General features: G+C 51.8%; 19 protein-coding genes and 1 pseudogene. 16 read left to right on the top strand and 4 right to left on the bottom strand.

What is annotated here, in order from left to right; all coding sequences use genetic code 11:
* The first annotated feature begins 1 nt into the window (after position 1).
* From ACYQ8U_RS08505 to cobJ, 8 genes are read left to right on the top strand one after another with little or no spacing between them, the layout of a single operon-like run.
* Entirely contained in the window at positions 2-994 is a 993-nt protein-coding gene (locus tag ACYQ8U_RS08505) for an ABC transporter substrate-binding protein (RefSeq protein ID WP_459945109.1), read from the top strand.
* Positions 991-2,340, top strand: a complete 1,350-nt coding sequence (locus ACYQ8U_RS08510; RefSeq protein ID WP_459945110.1) for a cobyrinic acid a,c-diamide synthase CobB — start codon at positions 991-993, stop codon at positions 2,338-2,340. The genes ACYQ8U_RS08505 and ACYQ8U_RS08510 overlap by 4 nt, the downstream gene beginning before the upstream one ends.
* Before the next feature lie 4 nt (positions 2,341-2,344).
* Positions 2,345-2,977 carry a precorrin-8X methylmutase gene (locus ACYQ8U_RS08515; protein WP_459945111.1) on the top strand — a complete coding sequence of 211 codons (633 nt, stop codon included), beginning with the start codon at positions 2,345-2,347 and terminating at the stop codon, positions 2,975-2,977.
* A gap of 2 nt (positions 2,978-2,979) precedes the next feature.
* Positions 2,980-4,092 carry a cobalt-precorrin-5B (C(1))-methyltransferase gene (locus ACYQ8U_RS08520; RefSeq protein WP_459945112.1) on the top strand — a complete coding sequence of 371 codons (1,113 nt, stop codon included), beginning with the start codon at positions 2,980-2,982 and terminating at the stop codon, positions 4,090-4,092.
* Entirely contained in the window at positions 4,085-5,308 is a 1,224-nt protein-coding gene (cbiE, locus tag ACYQ8U_RS08525) for a precorrin-6y C5,15-methyltransferase (decarboxylating) subunit CbiE (protein ID WP_459945113.1), read from the top strand. Before ACYQ8U_RS08520 ends, cbiE begins: the two co-directional genes overlap by 8 nt.
* Positions 5,305-6,114, top strand: coding sequence for a precorrin-4 C(11)-methyltransferase (cobM, locus tag ACYQ8U_RS08530; protein WP_459945114.1), 810 nt, complete (start codon positions 5,305-5,307; stop codon positions 6,112-6,114). The genes cbiE and cobM overlap by 4 nt, the downstream gene beginning before the upstream one ends.
* Positions 6,111-7,121 (top strand): cobalt-precorrin 5A hydrolase, encoded by a 1,011-nt coding sequence (locus tag ACYQ8U_RS08535; RefSeq protein WP_459945115.1) that lies wholly within the window; start codon positions 6,111-6,113, stop codon positions 7,119-7,121. Before cobM ends, ACYQ8U_RS08535 begins: the two co-directional genes overlap by 4 nt.
* Positions 7,043-7,813 (top strand): precorrin-3B C(17)-methyltransferase, encoded by a 771-nt coding sequence (gene cobJ / locus ACYQ8U_RS08540; protein WP_459945116.1) that lies wholly within the window; start codon positions 7,043-7,045, stop codon positions 7,811-7,813. Before ACYQ8U_RS08535 ends, cobJ begins: the two co-directional genes overlap by 79 nt.
* 59 nt (positions 7,814-7,872) lie before the next feature.
* On the opposite strand, the pseudogene ACYQ8U_RS08545 reads toward cobJ, so the two are convergent.
* Positions 7,873-8,506: pseudogene (locus ACYQ8U_RS08545) on the bottom strand (hypothetical protein).
* A 383-nt stretch (positions 8,507-8,889) separates the two neighbouring features.
* Here ACYQ8U_RS08545 and ACYQ8U_RS08550 point away from each other — a divergent pair.
* The 5 genes from ACYQ8U_RS08550 to ACYQ8U_RS08570 all read left to right on the top strand — a co-directional run bounded on the left by ACYQ8U_RS08550 (position 8,890) and on the right by ACYQ8U_RS08570 (position 13,280).
* Complete coding sequence (locus tag ACYQ8U_RS08550) at positions 8,890-9,183, top strand: hypothetical protein (RefSeq protein WP_459945117.1); 294 nt, start codon at positions 8,890-8,892, stop codon at positions 9,181-9,183.
* Between the two features lie 499 nt (positions 9,184-9,682).
* The gene (locus ACYQ8U_RS08555) at positions 9,683-10,831 is read left to right on the top strand and encodes an ABC transporter ATP-binding protein (protein ID WP_459945118.1); all 1,149 of its coding nucleotides are present in this window, start codon (positions 9,683-9,685) and stop codon (positions 10,829-10,831) included.
* Positions 10,828-11,496 (top strand): ABC transporter permease, encoded by a 669-nt coding sequence (locus ACYQ8U_RS08560; protein WP_459945119.1) that lies wholly within the window; start codon positions 10,828-10,830, stop codon positions 11,494-11,496. Before ACYQ8U_RS08555 ends, ACYQ8U_RS08560 begins: the two co-directional genes overlap by 4 nt.
* The gene (locus ACYQ8U_RS08565) at positions 11,493-12,224 is read left to right on the top strand and encodes an ABC transporter permease (RefSeq protein ID WP_459945120.1); all 732 of its coding nucleotides are present in this window, start codon (positions 11,493-11,495) and stop codon (positions 12,222-12,224) included. The genes ACYQ8U_RS08560 and ACYQ8U_RS08565 overlap by 4 nt, the downstream gene beginning before the upstream one ends.
* A 144-nt stretch (positions 12,225-12,368) precedes the next feature.
* Positions 12,369-13,280, top strand: coding sequence for an ABC transporter substrate-binding protein (locus ACYQ8U_RS08570; RefSeq protein ID WP_459945121.1), 912 nt, complete (start codon positions 12,369-12,371; stop codon positions 13,278-13,280).
* A 219-nt stretch (positions 13,281-13,499) separates the two neighbouring features.
* Here the strand turns inward: ACYQ8U_RS08570 and rd are convergent, their stop codons facing one another.
* Positions 13,500-13,658, bottom strand: a complete 159-nt coding sequence (rd, locus tag ACYQ8U_RS08575; RefSeq protein ID WP_459945122.1) for a rubredoxin — start codon at positions 13,656-13,658, stop codon at positions 13,500-13,502.
* Positions 13,659-14,021: 363 nt separating this feature from the next.
* Between rd and ACYQ8U_RS08580 the strand changes: the two genes are divergently transcribed.
* Together ACYQ8U_RS08580 and ACYQ8U_RS08585 are read left to right on the top strand one after the other, a co-directional pair.
* Positions 14,022-14,546: a hypothetical protein gene (locus ACYQ8U_RS08580; protein WP_459945123.1), complete on the top strand. Its 525-nt coding sequence runs from the start codon at positions 14,022-14,024 to the stop codon at positions 14,544-14,546.
* A 66-nt stretch (positions 14,547-14,612) separates the two neighbouring features.
* Entirely contained in the window at positions 14,613-15,383 is a 771-nt protein-coding gene (locus tag ACYQ8U_RS08585; RefSeq protein WP_459945124.1) for a TSUP family transporter, read from the top strand.
* Here the strand turns inward: ACYQ8U_RS08585 and ACYQ8U_RS08590 are convergent.
* Entirely contained in the window at positions 15,376-15,801 is a 426-nt protein-coding gene (locus ACYQ8U_RS08590; RefSeq protein ID WP_459945197.1) for a septal ring lytic transglycosylase RlpA family protein, read from the bottom strand. The two genes, ACYQ8U_RS08585 and ACYQ8U_RS08590, sit on opposite strands and share 8 nt — an antisense overlap.
* 48 nt (positions 15,802-15,849) lie before the next feature.
* Positions 15,850-16,434: a DUF1643 domain-containing protein gene (locus ACYQ8U_RS08595; RefSeq protein ID WP_459945125.1), complete on the bottom strand. Its 585-nt coding sequence runs from the start codon at positions 16,432-16,434 to the stop codon at positions 15,850-15,852.
* Positions 16,435-16,472: 38 nt separating this feature from the next.
* On the opposite strand from ACYQ8U_RS08595, the gene ACYQ8U_RS08600 reads away from it, so the two are divergent.
* On the top strand, positions 16,473-17,240 hold the full coding sequence (locus ACYQ8U_RS08600) for a sugar phosphate isomerase/epimerase family protein (RefSeq protein ID WP_459945126.1): 768 nt from the start codon (positions 16,473-16,475) through the stop codon (positions 17,238-17,240).
* Positions 17,241-17,306 lie beyond the last annotated feature (66 nt).

Below are 17,306 nucleotides of genomic sequence, written 5' to 3' on the forward strand. Positions count from 1 at the left end.
CATGTCTGTAATAAAAACAACACACAGCAGGGCTTTTACCCAGCAGATCAACCGCATCAAACCGATGACAGCGATACTGGTGATACTGGCCTTTTTGCTCCTGTCGGTGCCGGTCATGGCCGGCGAAGTGAAAACCATTGTGGACAGCTCCGGTCAAGTGAGAGCTGTGGCAAAACCGTTTACACGGATCATCTCGCTCTATTCGGCCCATACCGAAAACCTGTGCAGTCTCGGGGCCAAAGAGCAGCTGGTCGGGATCTCCAGATCCGATGACTATCCACCCTCGGTTATGAATATGCCGCGTTTTTCCTACCGCGAGGATCCGGAAAAATTCATCGCCCTGCAGCCCGACCTGGTCCTGGTCCGGCCGATGATCGAACGATCCTATCCGCAGTTTATCGATAAGCTGAAACAGGCGGGTATTGCCGTTATTTCCCTGCAGCCGAACAATGTCGAGGAGATGTTTGGCTACTGGCAAAGCCTGGGAATTCTCACCGGCCGTGAAGCACAGGCGCAAGAGATGATTACTGTTTTCCAGACACGGCTTAAGGTTATTCAGGACAGCTTGACCAATGTACCGGACGACCAGCGGCCGAAAGTGTATTTCCAGTCTATTCACAAGAAGATGAAGACCTTTGCCCCGGAAAGTATCGGCACATTTGTCCTGAAAGAGGCCGGCGGCATCAATATCGCCGCCGACGCCGAGCAGGTTCGGGCTACCAATATCGCCATGTTCGGCAAAGAGCAGCTGCTCAGCCGCGGCTCGGAGATCGATATTTTCCTTGCCCAGCACGGCAGAATGAATCCGGTCGATATCGACACCATCCAGAACGAACCGGGTTTTGCAGCAATCAAGGCGGTGCGGGAGGGACAGGTCTTTTTAATTGAAGAAGCGCTGGTGTCCCGGCCAACCCTTCGCATCCTTGACGGCATTGAACGGCTCAACGAACTTTTTCACCACCGACAAGCCCAAAACCTGCAAGGCAGCCTATGATGAACAGCACAACCCCGACATGTATTGTTTCAGGCACCTCGAGCGGATCGGGCAAGACCACCGTCGCCCTGGGACTGATGGCTGCTTTCAAAGAGAAGGGCTATGCGGTGCAGCCTTTCAAATGCGGCCCGGACTTTATCGACCCAGGTCTGCACAGGCTGGTCACCGGCAAGATATCGCGCAACCTCGATCTGTGGATGAGCGGCGAAGAGTTTTCCAGAAAAACACTGGCGCGTCATAGCCGTGGTGCCGACATCGCCATCATTGAAGGCGTTATGGGCATGTTTGACGGCGGCATTTCGTCAAGTGGCGCTCTGTCGGAGACCCTGAACATACCTGGCATTCTCGTTCTTGATGTGCGGTCCATGGCGGAAAGTGCCGCGGCCATTGTCAAGGGCTTTGAATGGTTGCGGCCCGAGGCGGCTCCGAAAGGCATCATCCTCAACCGCGTGGCCAGTACCAGGCACCTCCAGCTGGTCAGCGACGCCATCCGGGAACACTGCCAGGCGGAAATCCTCGGCTATCTGCCAAGAACAGTGGAATTTTCCATCCCCAGCCGGCATCTTGGCCTGCTCACCGGCGACGAATCTCCTCTTGGCCCCGAGGCGATACAGCTGCTGGCGAAAACCGTGGCCGAGCATGTCGATCTGGACCGGCTTCTCCAACTGTGCAGCACTGTGCCCGAACTTGCTGCCGACACGCCTTCGCAACCGAAAAAAACGCAATGCCGCATCGGTGTAGCCCGCGACAAAGCGTTCTGCTTTTATTATGAAGATAATTTTGATATTCTGCGCGACGCAGGATGTGCATTGACGTTTTTCAGTCCCCTTACCGACACCGGGCTGCCGGACGATGTCGACGCCCTCTATCTCGGCGGCGGCTACCCAGAACTCTATGCCAAAGAACTCAGCAATAACAAGAAGATGCTCGCCGCGATCCGGCAATGGATCGAAAACGATAGGCCTGTCTACGCCGAATGCGGCGGCTTCATGTATCTGACCGAAGGCATTGTCGATGAGGCGGAGGTGCTGCATACCATGGTCGGCGCCTTCCCTGTGCAGGCCCGCATGCAGAAGAGCAGAACCAGTCTTGGCTATCGAGAAGTACAAACGCAGACGACGTGCTGTTTTGGGCCGCCGGGTACCATCCTGCGCGGCCACGAGTTTCACTATTCGAATATTGACACCATGCCGGCGCATATTAGCCGTGTCTACGCCTTAAATAATGGCATGCACGAAGGCTATACCTACAAGAAGACCCTGGGCGGCTACCTGCATCTGCACTTTGGCTTTGCCCCGCAGATGGCCGACGAATTCATTAATTTTATCAACTTTTGCCGAGAGTAATACTATGGCTGTGACATTACAACAGGTTCTTCCTGGGGACATCGAAGGGGAGAGTTTTCGCATAATCCGTCAAGAGTTCGGTCCCACCGATCTGGACGAACAGACCTTCAAGATCATCCAGCGGGTCATCCATGCTACCGGGGATTTTTCCTTTAAAGACACGATGCGCTTTTCACCCGGGGCGATCGAGGCCGGAATAAAGGCCATCCGCGAGGGCAAGGATATCCTCACCGATGTCACCATGGTCGCCTCCGGCATCAGCAAGGCCATGCTGGCAAAATGGGGCGGCAAGGTAATCTGCCGCGTGGCCGACCCGGAGGTGGCCGCCCGTGCCACAGCCCAGAACAAGACGCGATCGGAGACGGCCATCGAGATGTCTCTTGCGCACAACATCGGTATTATCGCCCTCGGCAACGCGCCGACGGCCCTGGTCCAGGCGATCAGAAGCCTGGCCGACGTCCCCGCAACCGAGGCTCCGCTGATCGTCGGGGTCCCAGTCGGCTTCGTCAATGCCGCCGAATCGAAGGATCTGCTGGTGGAACAGAATAGTTGTTATATAACCAGCCTCGGGCGCAAGGGCGGCAGCCCGGTTGCCGCGGCGATCATCAATGCCCTGCTTCGTCTGGCGGCAAAATAATCATGGCGGCAAAAAAGCGTCTCCGAAGCGGCTTTACCACCGGGTCCTGTGCGGCGGCAGCGGCTAAGGCCGCGGTCCTGGCCCTGGTAAACGGGTCCTGTCCAAAAGATATCGAAATCCCCTTTCCCGACGCCAGCCGAAAGAGCTTTGCCGTGCACCGCTGTTGCATTACAGCGGGCCGGGATGGCGCAAATGGTTCGGCGACCGCATCGGTGATAAAAGATGCCGGGGATGATCCCGATGTGACCAATGGCGCCGAGATTGCGGCGACGGTCAGCGACGGTCATGCACGTTCTGCTGTCGAGGCTGCCGGGCAATGTGTCCTCCTTGGCAACGTCCTCCTCTGCCGGGGGCAAGGCATCGGCATGGTGACCAAACCGGGACTGGCCATCCAGGTCGGTGAACCGGCCATTAATCCGGTACCGCGGCAGATGATTGCCGCCGCCGTTGGCGAAGTTGCCCTCGATCAACCCTGCACGGTGACCATCTCGGTGGCCAGGGGGGAAGAGCTGGCCGAAAAGACCCTGAACAAACGGCTGGGTATCCTCGGCGGCCTGTCGATTCTCGGCACCACCGGCATTGTCCGGCCCATCTCGGCCGACGCCTGGACCGCCACCATCATCGCCTCGCTGGACGTGGCCAGGGAGGCCGGTCTGCACGATGTCGTCCTGTCCACCGGCAGGACTTCGGAAAAAGGTGCCCAGCAGCTGCTCGACCTGCCGGAGGAAGCCTATGCGATGATGGGTGATTATCTTGAGTTTTCTTTAAAAGAGGCGGCAAGGCGAAACTTCACCACCATCCACCTGTCGGGGATGTGGGCGAAAATTATCAAGGCCGCCCTGCGCATCCCGCAGACCCATGTGCGCAACGGTGCCCTGGAAACAGTGGACGGCGCCAGACTGCTCGCCGAACTCGGCGCGGCAGGACCACTACTGCACAAGATAGAAAATTCGAATACCGCACGGGAAATGTACAGTCATATAGAGGATGCCGGCAATAGTGAGCTGGTCCAGGCGGTCTGCCTGAAAGCCCGGGAATACTGCCGGGAGGTCACCGGCACCGAGGTAAAGGTGTATCTGGTCAATCACAAGGCGGAAATCATCACCTATGTATAAACTTTTCGTCCTTGGCTTGGCCGATGCCGAACTGACCAGAGAACAGCAGACCATTCTAGCCGAATGCTCTCTTCTGGTTGGGGCGACACGATTTGCTCCGCTCGTTGCCCACCTGCCCGGCCGATTCCTGGCAATCACCCCCCTTGCGGCTGCTTTTACGGCGATTCGCGCCGCCCTGCAGCAGAGCAATGTGGCGGTGCTTGTCGGCGGGGATCCGCTTTTTTATGGGATCGGCCGTCGGCTGCTTGCCGAATTCCCGCAGGATAGTGTGCGGATATACCCGGCGCTCTCGTCCATGCAGCGCGCCTGTGCCCTGTTTCAAATCCCCTGGGACGATGCCGCAATCATTAGCCTGCACGGCCGCACGAGAAGCCATATCCCCGGCGTAGTCCTTAACCACGAAAAAAATCTGCTCTTCACCGATGCAGCCAACAGCCCGGATAAAATTGCCGGGCAGCTGCTCGACTATCTCGAGCTGATCGGCGAAACGGTGCTGCCGGCAACCATCGAGATGCTCGTCGCCGAAGACATTGGTCTCTCAACGGAGAACCTCTTTTGCGGCACGCTGCTCGAAGGGTGCCGGCAGCGGTTTTCACCACTGAACATTCTCTGCCTGCTCATTCCCTCTGCGCCCGAAAGCAGTTCTTCTCGTTACCCATACCGTTTCGGCCTGTCGGAAGAGTCGATACAGCACAGCCGGGGGCTGATTACCAAAAATGAGGTCCGGGCGGCAAGCCTGCATCAGCTGCAGCTGCCGTCGACTGGCATCTTTTGGGATATTGGCGCCGGCAGCGGCTCCCTGTCCATCGAGGCGGCACGGGCAAACCCGGAGCTGACCGTCTATGCCATCGAGCATAAAGAGGAAGAGCTGAACAATATAAAAAATAATATTGTTAAATTTCGCTGTTACAATATAGTGCCGGTTTTCGGCAGGGCTCCGCAGGCACTTGCCAACCTGCCGCCCCCGGACCGCGTCTTCATCGGCGGCAGCAGCGGTTCCCTGGGGGAAATAATTGCCTTGCTCGACCGTCGTTTAGACCGTGCCGGCCGTCTGGTCATCAACGGCGTCATCGACAGGACGGTGCAGCTGGCGCCGCAACTGATGCACAGGCACGGTTTTTCCGTTGCCACCTCGGTGATAAAAGTGACCAGAACCGAGCCGGACGGCCGGACGCTGGATTTCAATCCGATAACCATTATGACAGGAACACGATGAATGCGCTAGATGATGAAATAGAGACAGCCGCTGCGGCAAGACACGAGGTGCATTTTGTCGGCGCCGGACCGGGTGACCCGGAACTGATTACGGTGAAAGGACAACGGCTGCTCCACGAGGCCGATGTGGTTATCTACACCGGCAGCCTGGTGCCTAAAGCGCTTATCACCGGTCTCAAGGCGGAAATCCACGATTCGGCCGGACTCAACCTTGATGAAGTGTTTACCATCACCCTCCAATCATGGCTGGCCGGCAAGAAAGTGGTCCGCCTGCATACCGGCGACCCGTCGATCTACGGGGCCATCAATGAGCAGATCGCCCTCCTGGACAAAAATAATATTCCCTTTCGGGTCATTCCCGGCGTCAGTTCAGGACTGGCTGCCGCCGCCGCTTTCAAGACGGAGCTGACCCTGCCGGAGGTGTCACAGACGGTCATTTTTACCCGCCGCGGCGGCCGAACGCCGGTTCCGGAAAAAGAAGATCTGGCCCTGCTCGCCGCCCATCAGGCAACGATGATGATTTTTCTCAGTGTCGGCATGATAGAAGGCGTCGTCGCCGACCTTCTTGCCGGCGGTTACCCGGAAGATACCCCGGTGGCTATCGTCGAAAAAGTCAGCTGGCCCGACGAAAGGCAGCTTCGCGGCACCTTGTCGACCATCGCGGCGCAGGTGAAAGAGGCGAATATCACCAAGACGGCACTTATTGCCGTCGGTCAGGTGCTTGCCGAGGGACCGCCCCCTGCCCTCTCCAAACTGTACGACGAAGCCTTCACCCACGGCTATCGACAAGGCAGCAGCCGTCCATGAAAATCGGCATTCTGGCCATAACCAGAGGCGGCAGAGAACTTGCGGCAAGGCTCTGTCCCTTACTTGAGACGGCCAGGGTCCTCATCCAGAAGCCGGGGGAGAAATTCGCCGAGACAATTGCGGCGAACTGGCGCCATTACGATGGCTTTATCTGCATCATGGCCACCGGCATTGTCGTGCGGGCCATCGCGCCGCTCCTTGGCGACAAAGGCAGCGACCCCTGTGTCGTGGTCCTTGACGAAAAAGGCCAGCATGCGATCAGTCTGCTCGCCGGACATATTGGCGGCGGCAATGATCTCGCTCGAAAGGTTGCCGGTCTCCTCGGCGGGACACCGGTCATTACCACCGCCTCCGACACCCTCGGGCTGGTCGCCCTTGACCTCTGGGCCAGGGAGCAGCAGCTTGTCGCCCCGAGCCGAAAGGAGTTAACGAAACTCTCCACCCTGTTTGTCAACCGGGGGCACCTCTTCCTCTATGCCGATGTGGTGGTGGCATCCTTGCCAAAAGGTCTGACACAGATCGATGACCCCGATCAAGCCGATTGCATCGTTTCCCATTTGACCGGGATTGCCCAGCGCTGTCCGGTCTTCAGGCCACAGAACCTGGTTGTCGGCATTGGTTGTAATCGCGGCACTCCGGCACATGAATTCGAGGAAGCCCTGGCCGAACTCTTCCATGACCTGCAGTACAGCAGGGCGAGTATCCGCAACCTGGCCTCCATCGATAAGAAAAACAATGAAATCGGCCTGCTGCAGTTCGCCGCAGACTATGGCCGGCGGATAGATTTTTTTGACAGCAATACCATTAATACACTGACGCATCTGGAAACTTCCTTTGCCGCAATGAAAGCGGTCGGGGCCATCGGCGTTGCCGAACCGGCCGCACTGCTCAGCGCGCAAAGTAATCACTTACTCAGCAGGAAAAGAAAATGGAAAAATGTAACCATGGCGGTGGCGCAGGTACCCTTTACGTTGTCGGCACAGGCCCCGGATCCATCAAGCACATGACCATGGCGGCAAGCGAGGTACTTGCCAAGGCCGAGGTTATTATCGGCTATAAAACCTATCTCGAGCTGATCCCCGAGTTCCTTACCGGCAAGGAAGTGATCTCCTCGGAGATGATGAAGGAAGTGGATCGTTGCCGCAAAGCGCTGGATATCGCCTCTGCGGGAAAACAGGTCGCCCTGGTCTCAGGGGGTGATCCCGGCATCTACGCCATGGCCGGTCTGGTTTTTGAAATGGCCAAGGAAGCTGCCTCTCCCTGCACCATAGAAATAATTCCCGGCCTGGCCGCTATCAACAGCTGCGCCGCTCGGCTTGGCGCGCCGCTTATGCACGACTTTGCCGCCATCAGCCTGTCGGATCTTCTCACCCCCTGGGAAGTCATTGAAAAACGGTTGGCGGCGGCCGCCGATGCCGATTTTGTCACCGCCATCTATAACCCCAGATCAAAACGACGCACCGAGCAGATTGTCCGGGCAAGGGAGATATTTCTGTTGCACCGTGACGGCAAAACCCCGGTGGGCATCGTCACGGCAGCAACCCGGGACAATGAAAGGATCGTTATTACCACACTGGAGGAAATGCTCGAGCAGGAGATCGGCATGCAATCGACCGTCATCATCGGCAACAGCCAGACATTCACCTGGAAGGATCTGATGATCACCCCAAGGGGATATGGGGATAAATATCAATTGTAAGGTACTTTATTGATGAAAGAATGGCTGGTGAAAAAACCGCAATGGAACGTTTGCCCTGTTTAAGTAAGAGTTGCCAGTGACGCAACGAGCCTTTGCCGCTGCGCTTCATTAGTCACTGCTGCCAACATCTTCTAATATCGGGGATGCTCCACACCTGAAAAGATATATTGCCAGCGATACGCTGTCAAAAATCCGCTTTGCAGCTGCCGGATTTCATCTTCCGTGAAAGAACGACCTGATATTTTGAGGAAATAGTCGACATCCACTGCACTCTGGCTCTGAAGAATACCATCTACATCCACGACAATTCCAATGAGTTCCTCCACCGCCCGATCGCGTGCGTCGTCAGAAATCTTGGCATTTTCCCTTGCCCATTCCAGTTCGTCCAGCATGGCATGGGTGGTTTCTTCTTTTCAATGAAATAAAAAGATCACGTGTACACTCGAGCACCTTTGCCGTGATAAACCTTTCCACAAATCCGAACATATTGGCATAGGTTCTCCCTTGAATCTGACTGACAAGTCGTTTGTCTTCGTCGGTCAAAAAGGTGAATTGATCGGTCTTCGAAATACCGTCGGGAAGAAATTTCTGTGAAAAGTCAAAGGATCGACCACGCAGCACGTCGTTATCGATATCCCATCGGACTCTTTTCGAAACTTCGATGCATTTGGCATTTGGCGTATTGATCAACATTGAGTTGTTGTGGAATTGTTTCCATGGCCATCCTCCTTTCATTGCTTCTGAAAAAATGGACATCGAATCGTTGTATTATCGGATATCGCCACTCTGCAAATATGAAATTGACAGAGGCAAACCGATGAGATGGTACGTAGGCTGGAGACTACGTTAAAAATAGTTTGATATTGAGGATGGTATCATTTCAACGTGCCGAACTACCTCAAAATTATAAAAACAGAATTCGCTACGAAGACAGTATCGTACTACAACGATACTGCCTGTGATCGACTACCAAGTGGAAGGGAGAAAAACCTGGGTCGATGAGAATGGAAGCCGATCAACAACGAAACAAAAGTTAATGCCTGTCAAATAAAAATCAACAAGAGTCGTTTGTCTGCATGAAGAAGAAATGTACAAATGGGGTAATCCGATACTACCAGCAGATGTATGCGGCTTCTTTTGCTTCCCCCGATTGTAAGGTTGTTATTCCAACATTCCCAGAGATCATCACTCGACAAGAAGGTTCTACCAAAAACGATTGTGAACGGAATGCCGCCAAGCGCTACTTTGAATCGTTTCGACGGGAACACCCGCATTTAAAAGAGCTGAAACCGCCAGCTTATCTGGTAATCGCAACGCGAAGAATTTGTTCGGCAGTCATCCCGTTTGCTCCACCATCGCTTTCATCCTAGCTTATACCTTGTATTGAAAAATGATGTATGTTATTATATACATTTGTAATTTTGAATGCGCAACAATATTCCAAAAGAATGGTCGTTCGTTGTCCTTGCCGGAAGAATCAGAAAATTGTGTTTTTTCAGTTTTTTCATAGTGCTTTGTGACTTGGCAAAAACATTAATTACCAAACTGCATGAGAGGTAATGCCGGAGGAATACCAAACTGATTGTGTAACCACTCCAGCAAATTTCTGTAGGTAAACAGATTTAGGCGTAGCCTTGTCACCAAATTCAACCTTGACCAACCGAATTTTGCCAAATGGTGAAGGTATTTCAGTAAGAGCAAGGCGATAAAAGTTGTCCACCTGTATACGCAAGCAACCAGTCCGTTCTACCTGAAAACGCCAAGAAGGCTCCTGCGCTGATCAATGGTATGGAACTGCAGGATCGCGATAAGGGTTATACCAATACTCTTAAACATAGATGTGCAACTCCGAGAACAAAGAGGTCTCCAATGATAACTTATGAATCTGTAACAAAAATATTCGGTAAGGGAATCAATACCGTTACCGCCCTTGATAATATAAGCTTCACCATTCCGAAGGGCGAAGTAGTGGTGTTTCTCGGCCCGTCGGGATGCGGCAAAACGACTACTCTGCGTCTTACCAACAGACTGGAGACACTCACACGAGGGATCATAACCATAGAAGATCAGAATATCATGGACATCGATGTCGTCCAGCTCAGGCAGCGCCTGGGATATGTCATTCAGGCCATCGGGCTCTTCCCAAACAAAACCATAGCCGAAAACATCGCCGTTGTGCCCAGACTTCTACGGTGGGACAAAGAACGTATCAGTAAGCGCATTGATGAACTGCTGCAAATGACTAACCTGGATCCTGAACTATACAGGGACCGTTACCCCGCAGAGCTCTCCGGGGGGCAGCAACAGCGGGTGGGGGTCGCTCGGGGACTTGCTGCAGACCCCAATATCCTTCTCATGGATGAGCCCTTCGGCGCGATAGACCCCATAAACAGAGAAGAGATTCAAGATGAGTTTCTTAAACTTCAGGCAAAGCTGAAAAAGACTGTGGCCTTTGTCTCTCATGATATACACGAAGCGATAAAGATGGGAGATCGCATTGCTATCTTCAACAAGGGACGCCTTGTACAGTACGACACACCCGAGATCATTCTGACCCAGCCCAAAAACAAATTTGTCTCTGACTTCGTGGGTGCCGACAGGGCACTGAAAGTCCTTGGACTCATGAAGGTAAGTGATATTATCAACCGAAAGCCAAAGAACATCATCCAGGGAGCCGACCGTTGTCAGGAAGCATTACATTTTTTGAGCACAAAGGAATCTCGCTACGGCATAGTGCTCGAAGGCAACAAACCGATAGGCTTCGTTACGCAGAAATCTCTCAAGTATGAAGAAGGGCCGGTACGAGATGTGGTGGAACCGTATCCCCATTTCCTGAGGGAAAAAACCCCACTACGGGATGTCCTCTCCTCAATGCTTATGTATGATACCCCAACCTTCTGCGTTGTAGACGAAGATAAAAACTTCGCCGGGACGGTAACCTACAACGACATACAGAAAGCTGTAAAAGCAAGTTACGCCGATGAAACAGAAAATGTGGAAACCGAGGTATCGTCATGAGTACACTGCGATTCATAATGGATAACTTTAACCAGGTTGTGTATCTCACCTGGGAGCATATCTGGATTGTTGGCATAGCGCTTCTTATAGCCACCCCAATTGGCGTGGTTCTGGGTATCGTCATCACCAAGCATGAGCAGTTTACATCCAGGGTCTTGAACGGTGCCAACATACTTATGACCATCCCCTCCCTCGCCCTGTTTGGACTGATGCTCCCCATTCTTGCGATAGTTAATATGGGCCTGGGAAAAGTTCCTGCTATTATAGCCCTGGTTCTTTACAGTCAGCTCCCTATTATCAGAAACACCTATACAGCCATAAAGAATGTTCCCCCTTCACTGGTGGACGCAGGCAGAGGCATGGGCATGAGTAAGTGGAAGCTTTTGCGAGAGCTGGAAATCCCGCTGGCCATACCAGTAATTATTGCTGGATTAAGGACGGCTGCCGTCATGAATATTGGAGTTGCAGCTATTGCCACCTACATCGGAGCAGGAGGGTTGGGGGTGTACATCCAGGAAGGTATTGCCCGCGTATATCCGGAGATGATAATGAGCGGCGCCATACTTGTTTCTCTTCTGGCCATAATCGTAGACGGTGGGATGGCTCTGCTGGAAAGGATAACGACGCCAGAAGGCATCAGGGTACAAAGGAAACTTTCGCGATGAAGAGACTATTTGCAAAATTATACAGGATTATCATTGCGGTTATCATACTGATTGCGGGTGTGACGTTTGAACGAACGGGTTTAGTAGAATTACTCTCTGATCCATACGAATATCCCGTTATCATGGAATTGTTCCTCCAGCATCTGTACATGGTGACCGTAAGTATGATTTTTGCCACGATCATAGGAGTAACGGCGGGAATTGTGCTTACCAGGCAGAGGTTTCGCAAATACGCTGGGGTCTGCATGTATATTATCGGACTGGGACAAACTATCCCCTCCCTTGCCGTTCTAGCACTGGCCATGAGTTTCCTGGGTATCGGCATGAAGCCGGCAGTATTCGCGCTGACCATCTATTCCATCCTTCCCATCGCTAGAAACACTCTTGCCGGGATTACCGCAGTACCCTCGGAACTCATAGATGCCGGGAAAGGCATGGGAATGCCCCCTATGAGGATTCTCATGGAGGTGGAGATGCCAAATGCCATGGAGGTAATTCTCACGGGATTCAGGGTAGCCCTGATAATCAACATCGGCACAGCCGCACTCGCTTATGTCATCGGGGCAGGAGGCTTGGGAGATCTCATATTCACAGGAATAAGTCTTATGCAGACGGACAAGCTGCTGGCCGGTGCTATTCCGGTAACACTACTGGCACTTTTTGCGGATTTTCTATCTGAACTACTGGGGCTGGCCCTGGTCTCAAAGGGTCTGCGTCTTTCCAAGTAGCAAAGGTGTGGAATTCTTTTTTTCTGCACAAAAAAAGAGCACTTAACCAGGGATTTGAGCAAAATATTCAACGTATTCCTTGTTCAAATCCTTGAAAACTAGAACTCTCTGGCATTCAGTCAAGAGCCTAACAGGAGGTATGACATGAAAACGATTTTTAAACTAGTTCTTCCGTCAATATTTATTTTGACGTTACTTTTACCAGGCAGTGTCCTGGCCAAGGACAAAAGCCTAATAGTGGGCGGTAAAAATTATACAGAACAACTCCTTCTTCCGGAACTCGCCGGCATCCTTCTCGAACAGGCAGGGTTCGATGTTACGCTGAAGACAGGGGTCGGGTCGGTGATCGCCAGAAAATCATTGGAGAATGCCCAGTTTGACCTCTATTACGAGTATACAGGCACGGCATACACTCTGTATTACAAGCAGAAAGACACAGAAACAATGACAGTTCCTGAAAAGGTTTATGACTGGGTCAAAAAAGCCGATTCCGAGAAGGATCTTGTCTGGCTCGATCCTGTCAAGTTCAACAATACCTATACCCTGATGATGAATAAGGCAGAAGCGGAGAAACTCGGCATCAAGAATATCTCCGATCTTGGAGTCTACGTCACTAAAAATCCGGACAAACTGATATTCGCTCTGGATTCTGAATTCTGGGAGCGCCCTGACGGATTTAAAGGTCTTATGAAAGTCTATAATTTTAAGCTTCCTGTCAAACAGGTCAAAAAAATGTCTGTGGGTCTAACCTACCAGGCATTGAAAGAAGGGCTGGTCAATTCTGCAATGGGTTTTGCCACAGATGGTAGAATCGCGGCCTTCGGCTTTGTCAACCTTGAAGACGACAAGTCTTTCTTCCCCGTTTACAATCCCGTACCAGTCGTCAGGAAGGAAATCCTTGATAAGTTTCCGGAGATTAAAACCATCCTAAAACCACTTGCGGATAACCTGACCACAGAAGAGATGCAGCAGCTCAACAAAGCCGTGGACGTAGACCATAAACCGGTTCACGATGTGGCCATGGATTGGCTTAAAAGTAAAAATCTGATCAAATAGGATTACCCCGCCGATCTCCGAATGGGGGAAGCCTCCTTCCCCCATTCCCGGGACAGTCAAAAAACAGCTTATCGTTCTCACATTTACAATCACTCATACCCGGTTGGCTGCAGATACAAATTGTCCGCAGTGCAACAATTACAGTATGTACAGTTTTTGTGAAAATGCCTATTCTCGGATAGGCCCCTAGCCTTCTCCTATCAGAACGCCTGTGTGTTTTTATTCTTTTTCGAAATCGTCCTTTGAAGCCCCGCAAAGCGGGCACACCCAATCACTAGGCACATCTTCCCATGCTGTACCCGGATCAACGCCATTATCGGGATCCCCTGCAGCCGGATCGTAAACATAACCGCAAATAGTGCATACCCATTTTTCCATGTAATTCTCCTTTGTTGAAATTTTCATATCGACTTACTTGGTTCACTACTGGAACATCTTTAATCCCATGCCGATAAGATAACAAGTTATCTAGCAATTGTATAGATCGACCTTTCATTGAGCAGCTGTCGTCTCATCCCGGCTCCTATTTGCACAAGCATCAAGCAAGAACTACGGCATCAGACAAGGCATACTCAACGCCGGTGATGCCGGGAGGGCTGTTTATTAAAAGCTGGTTTTTTGTTCAATCGCGGATACAATGAGGCTGGTTATTCCTCAATAATGGTCACAGCGTCAGGCGAGAATGAATTGATGCTCCCCGGCTGCACCAGTGGCGCAGGGTGGCAAGAATGACAGCAGGCAGTGGAGTGGTTCAAAAGTGTTTACGGTAAACTACGATGGACCAATATAGAGTATAGAGACGTCTGCTTTAAAAATATCTTTGTTGCCTGCATCTATGCCGGTTCGATCACCGTGAACATCTTTCTCGGTGCAACGAACCTTCTCGGGCTGAAACAAAAGCTCGTGCTGTCGAAATTGATAACCTTATTCCTGTTGCTTCTTCTCAGCTTTTTGCCTGGGTATCATACATTCTTCCTAGTCAGTTATCTGCTGGGATTTTCCCGGGCGATCCGCAATATGATTTATGCCCCGTCGGTGAAAAAATTTGCCGGTAAAGCCGATACCACCTCCTATTTTGCCCTAGCGCCGATTCTTACCATCCCGGTTGGTTGCGGTTTTCCTCTTCTCTTCGGCAAGGCCCTCGATCTGCTTTCCTTCATGCAGGCGGATGCGTATCGGGTTCTTTTCCTCGTTTCCATCGCATTCATTCTAGTAACGCTCTATTTTAGCATCAAAACTGATTATAATGATCCGGTATTATCATAACCATCCTGAGACGCTGTCTGTACATCAGGGCGCAGGTCCGGTGAGGGTACCGGTAAAGGAGTCAATATGGCTGAACTCGATTGGTCGACGGCAATTATCTTGATTATGTTTCTGGTCGGTTTGCTTGCTGGGTGGGTCGATACCCTGGCCGGCGGAGGCGGGCTCATCACCCTGCCGGCCTTGCTGCTGGCGGGGGTACCACCACTTGCCGCACTGGCAACCAACAAGGCCCAGGGGTTTGTCGGCACCATGACCGCGACACTCATGCTGATCATGAAAGGGCATCTCAAAGTCATGCGGCTTTTGCCCCTGGTCGGTACTGCGGCCATCGGTGCAATGCTCGGCACCTGGTTGATCCAAAGAGTTGATACCAGCTGGCTGCACTGGGGAATTCCTTTTCTTCTGCTCGGTGTCGCCGGGTATTTCTTTGCCGTCCCGCAGGTGGGTAAATTGGAAACTATCGCCCGACAATCAGAAAGGGCCTATGGCCTTACCGCCGTTCCACTCATCGGCTTTTATGATGGGGCGATCGGTCCAGGGGCCGGCTCTTTTTTTGCCGCCAGCGGGGTGCTTCTTCGCGGCCAGACACTGCTGCAGGCCACCATTCGGGCGAAACTCTTTAATTTCACCTCCAACATCTGCTCCATGGCCCTCTTTGCCGCCGCCGGCAAGTTTGTCTGGATACTCGCTCTGGCGATGATGGCTGGCCAGCTCTGCGGGGCAATGCTCGCCAGTCATACCATGCTGCACGGCGGCGAGAGGTTGATTCGGCCGCTGGTGATTCTGATGTGTGTACTGATGTCGTGCAGCCAGGTTTATAAGCTTTTGATTAATTAACAACCCTGATTTCCACTTTTACAATCCCTTTATCGATATTTTCAATTTTTGAAAATGCAGCCCTGGTGAGGTCAATAATTCTCCTTTTTACATATGGGCCTCTGTCGTTAATGGTGACCTTAACAGATTTGCCGTTATTGAGATTTGTCACAACCACATCGGTGCCAAAGGGTAAGGTCCTATGGGCCGCTGTCATTAAATTATCGTTATAGGTCTCGCCGCTGGCTGTTTTCCTGTATTGAAATTTCTTGGCGTAATATGAAGCTATTCCTGTTTTTTTATACTCAAATTCTTCCGGTGGAGTTGTATTTTTGACGATGGAACATCCATTAACGAATGATAGCAGTGCTATCAATAGAGCAAAAACAAAGATCGCTCTTAAGTAAGAATACAATGTTTCCAAATGAGTATTCAACAATTCCAAATAATTCTCCCTGCATATGATTTTCATATAAAATTTACTGAGTCACACGCTAACGCACCGATACGGTTTCGGGATGAGGTTGCCGGGCAGGTATAAGGGGTGACAGGGGGTTTTTCCGTCTATCGCCAATTTCAGACAGGAAAGCCCTGGATAATTCTTTAACAGTTCGACAACTTCTTGTCCCCGCTTTTGAAGTTTTTTTGGCGGTTGACCATAAGCAAGAACGATTGTTTTAGCCTGACTGGCCATGCGAAGGATCGATGTATCATTGTCCGGCCCGACCGGGTCATCGACATCCAGCAGTCTGTTTTTATCGGTAGCGCGATAGGCATAAAGGTTGCCGATCAGTTGACCTCCATAGCCCCATGCACGTGCGAATTTACCAGTCTTGCGCAGGGTAGGATCGCTGTAGTCCTCGCATGCAACGCTCGGATTCATAAGAATCCACAAGACCAGCGGCTTACCTTGATGCCAAATCTCTGCAAGCTCATAGCGATATTGCCCACACTCGGAAAAACACGACGTGATGGTGGAATCTGCAGGCCAGGCGGGGCAGGATTTTCCACCAGGAGTATGTTTCCTCTGTATGATGCTCGTCATACTGTTCCCTGTTCCTTGACAAATCATGTCTTACCAGTAAAAATACCAACAAAAAGAAATCTACCATGAAAATCGGCATAATGAACAACCCGTCCAAATCGGTCTACGACGAAGCAGCATTCTGCGGCAAGGCCGGATTTGATTTTTTGGATTTGACCATCGAAGGACCGCATGCCGCCACCGTTGATATTGACGGAATGCGGCCGCTGCTTGATGCCTATGGTCTCTCGATCACCGGCCATACCGACCCTTGCCTGCCCTATGCCTATCCGATCCAGGCCGTCCGCGACGCCTGCCTTGTGGAACTCGAGCGATGTGCCGAGATTTTTTCCGCCCTGGGGGCACAGGTAATGAACATCCATCCCTGCTATTTTTGTCCGCCGGCGATGAAAAAAGATCTGCTGGCATTGAATATCGAGGCATTGCAACCGATCGAGGCAATGGCCGCCTCCCATGGGCTGACGCTGGTATTTGAGAACTATACAGCCCCCTTTGACCGCGTTTCCACTTTTAAAACCTTGCTGGCGGCGGTACCCGGTTTACAACTGCATCTTGATGTCGGTCATGCGAATTTCGGCCTCGACAATCATGAGGTTTTTTGCGGCGAGCTGGGCGAACATATCCAGCATGTTCATTTTTCCGACAACCGATCCAGATCCGATGATCATATGCCTTTGGGCGTGGGAACGGTTGATTGGAAAAATGCGGTGCATTCGTTACAAGCAGCCGGTTACGACAGCACCATTACCCTGGAAATATTCTGCAATGCTCCGGAGATGCAAGACAAATATCTCGACCTGAGCCGGAACCTGGTTCTCGAGCTTTGGGGCTAGTTTTATAAACAGCTAACACACCGGGATCAAAATGACCAAAAGAACAGTTTATCCGCGTGAAAATGG

The sequence above is a fragment of the Desulfocastanea catecholica genome (assembly GCF_054657295.1).

What these genes read in the sequence shown, in the direction of transcription:
- ACYQ8U_RS08505 (WP_459945109.1), top strand. Translation starts at nt 2, where the DNA reads ATGTCTGTAATAAAAACAACACACAGCAGGGCTTTTACCCAGCAGATC.
- ACYQ8U_RS08510 (WP_459945110.1), top strand. Translation starts at nt 991, where the DNA reads ATGATGAACAGCACAACCCCGACATGTATTGTTTCAGGCACCTCGAGC.
- ACYQ8U_RS08515 (WP_459945111.1), top strand. Translation starts at nt 2,345, where the DNA reads ATGGCTGTGACATTACAACAGGTTCTTCCTGGGGACATCGAAGGGGAG.
- ACYQ8U_RS08520 (WP_459945112.1), top strand. Translation starts at nt 2,980, where the DNA reads ATGGCGGCAAAAAAGCGTCTCCGAAGCGGCTTTACCACCGGGTCCTGT.
- cbiE (WP_459945113.1), top strand. Translation starts at nt 4,085, where the DNA reads ATGTATAAACTTTTCGTCCTTGGCTTGGCCGATGCCGAACTGACCAGA.
- cobM (WP_459945114.1), top strand. Translation starts at nt 5,305, where the DNA reads ATGAATGCGCTAGATGATGAAATAGAGACAGCCGCTGCGGCAAGACAC.
- ACYQ8U_RS08535 (WP_459945115.1), top strand. Translation starts at nt 6,111, where the DNA reads ATGAAAATCGGCATTCTGGCCATAACCAGAGGCGGCAGAGAACTTGCG.
- cobJ (WP_459945116.1), top strand. Translation starts at nt 7,043, where the DNA reads ATGGAAAAATGTAACCATGGCGGTGGCGCAGGTACCCTTTACGTTGTC.
- ACYQ8U_RS08550 (WP_459945117.1), top strand. Translation starts at nt 8,890, where the DNA reads ATGAAGAAGAAATGTACAAATGGGGTAATCCGATACTACCAGCAGATG.
- ACYQ8U_RS08555 (WP_459945118.1), top strand. Translation starts at nt 9,683, where the DNA reads ATGATAACTTATGAATCTGTAACAAAAATATTCGGTAAGGGAATCAAT.
- ACYQ8U_RS08560 (WP_459945119.1), top strand. Translation starts at nt 10,828, where the DNA reads ATGAGTACACTGCGATTCATAATGGATAACTTTAACCAGGTTGTGTAT.
- ACYQ8U_RS08565 (WP_459945120.1), top strand. Translation starts at nt 11,493, where the DNA reads ATGAAGAGACTATTTGCAAAATTATACAGGATTATCATTGCGGTTATC.
- ACYQ8U_RS08570 (WP_459945121.1), top strand. Translation starts at nt 12,369, where the DNA reads ATGAAAACGATTTTTAAACTAGTTCTTCCGTCAATATTTATTTTGACG.
- rd (WP_459945122.1), bottom strand. Translation starts at nt 13,658, where the DNA reads ATGGAAAAATGGGTATGCACTATTTGCGGTTATGTTTACGATCCGGCT.
- ACYQ8U_RS08585 (WP_459945124.1), top strand. Translation starts at nt 14,613, where the DNA reads ATGGCTGAACTCGATTGGTCGACGGCAATTATCTTGATTATGTTTCTG.
- ACYQ8U_RS08595 (WP_459945125.1), bottom strand. Translation starts at nt 16,434, where the DNA reads ATGATTTGTCAAGGAACAGGGAACAGTATGACGAGCATCATACAGAGG.
- ACYQ8U_RS08600 (WP_459945126.1), top strand. Translation starts at nt 16,473, where the DNA reads ATGAAAATCGGCATAATGAACAACCCGTCCAAATCGGTCTACGACGAA.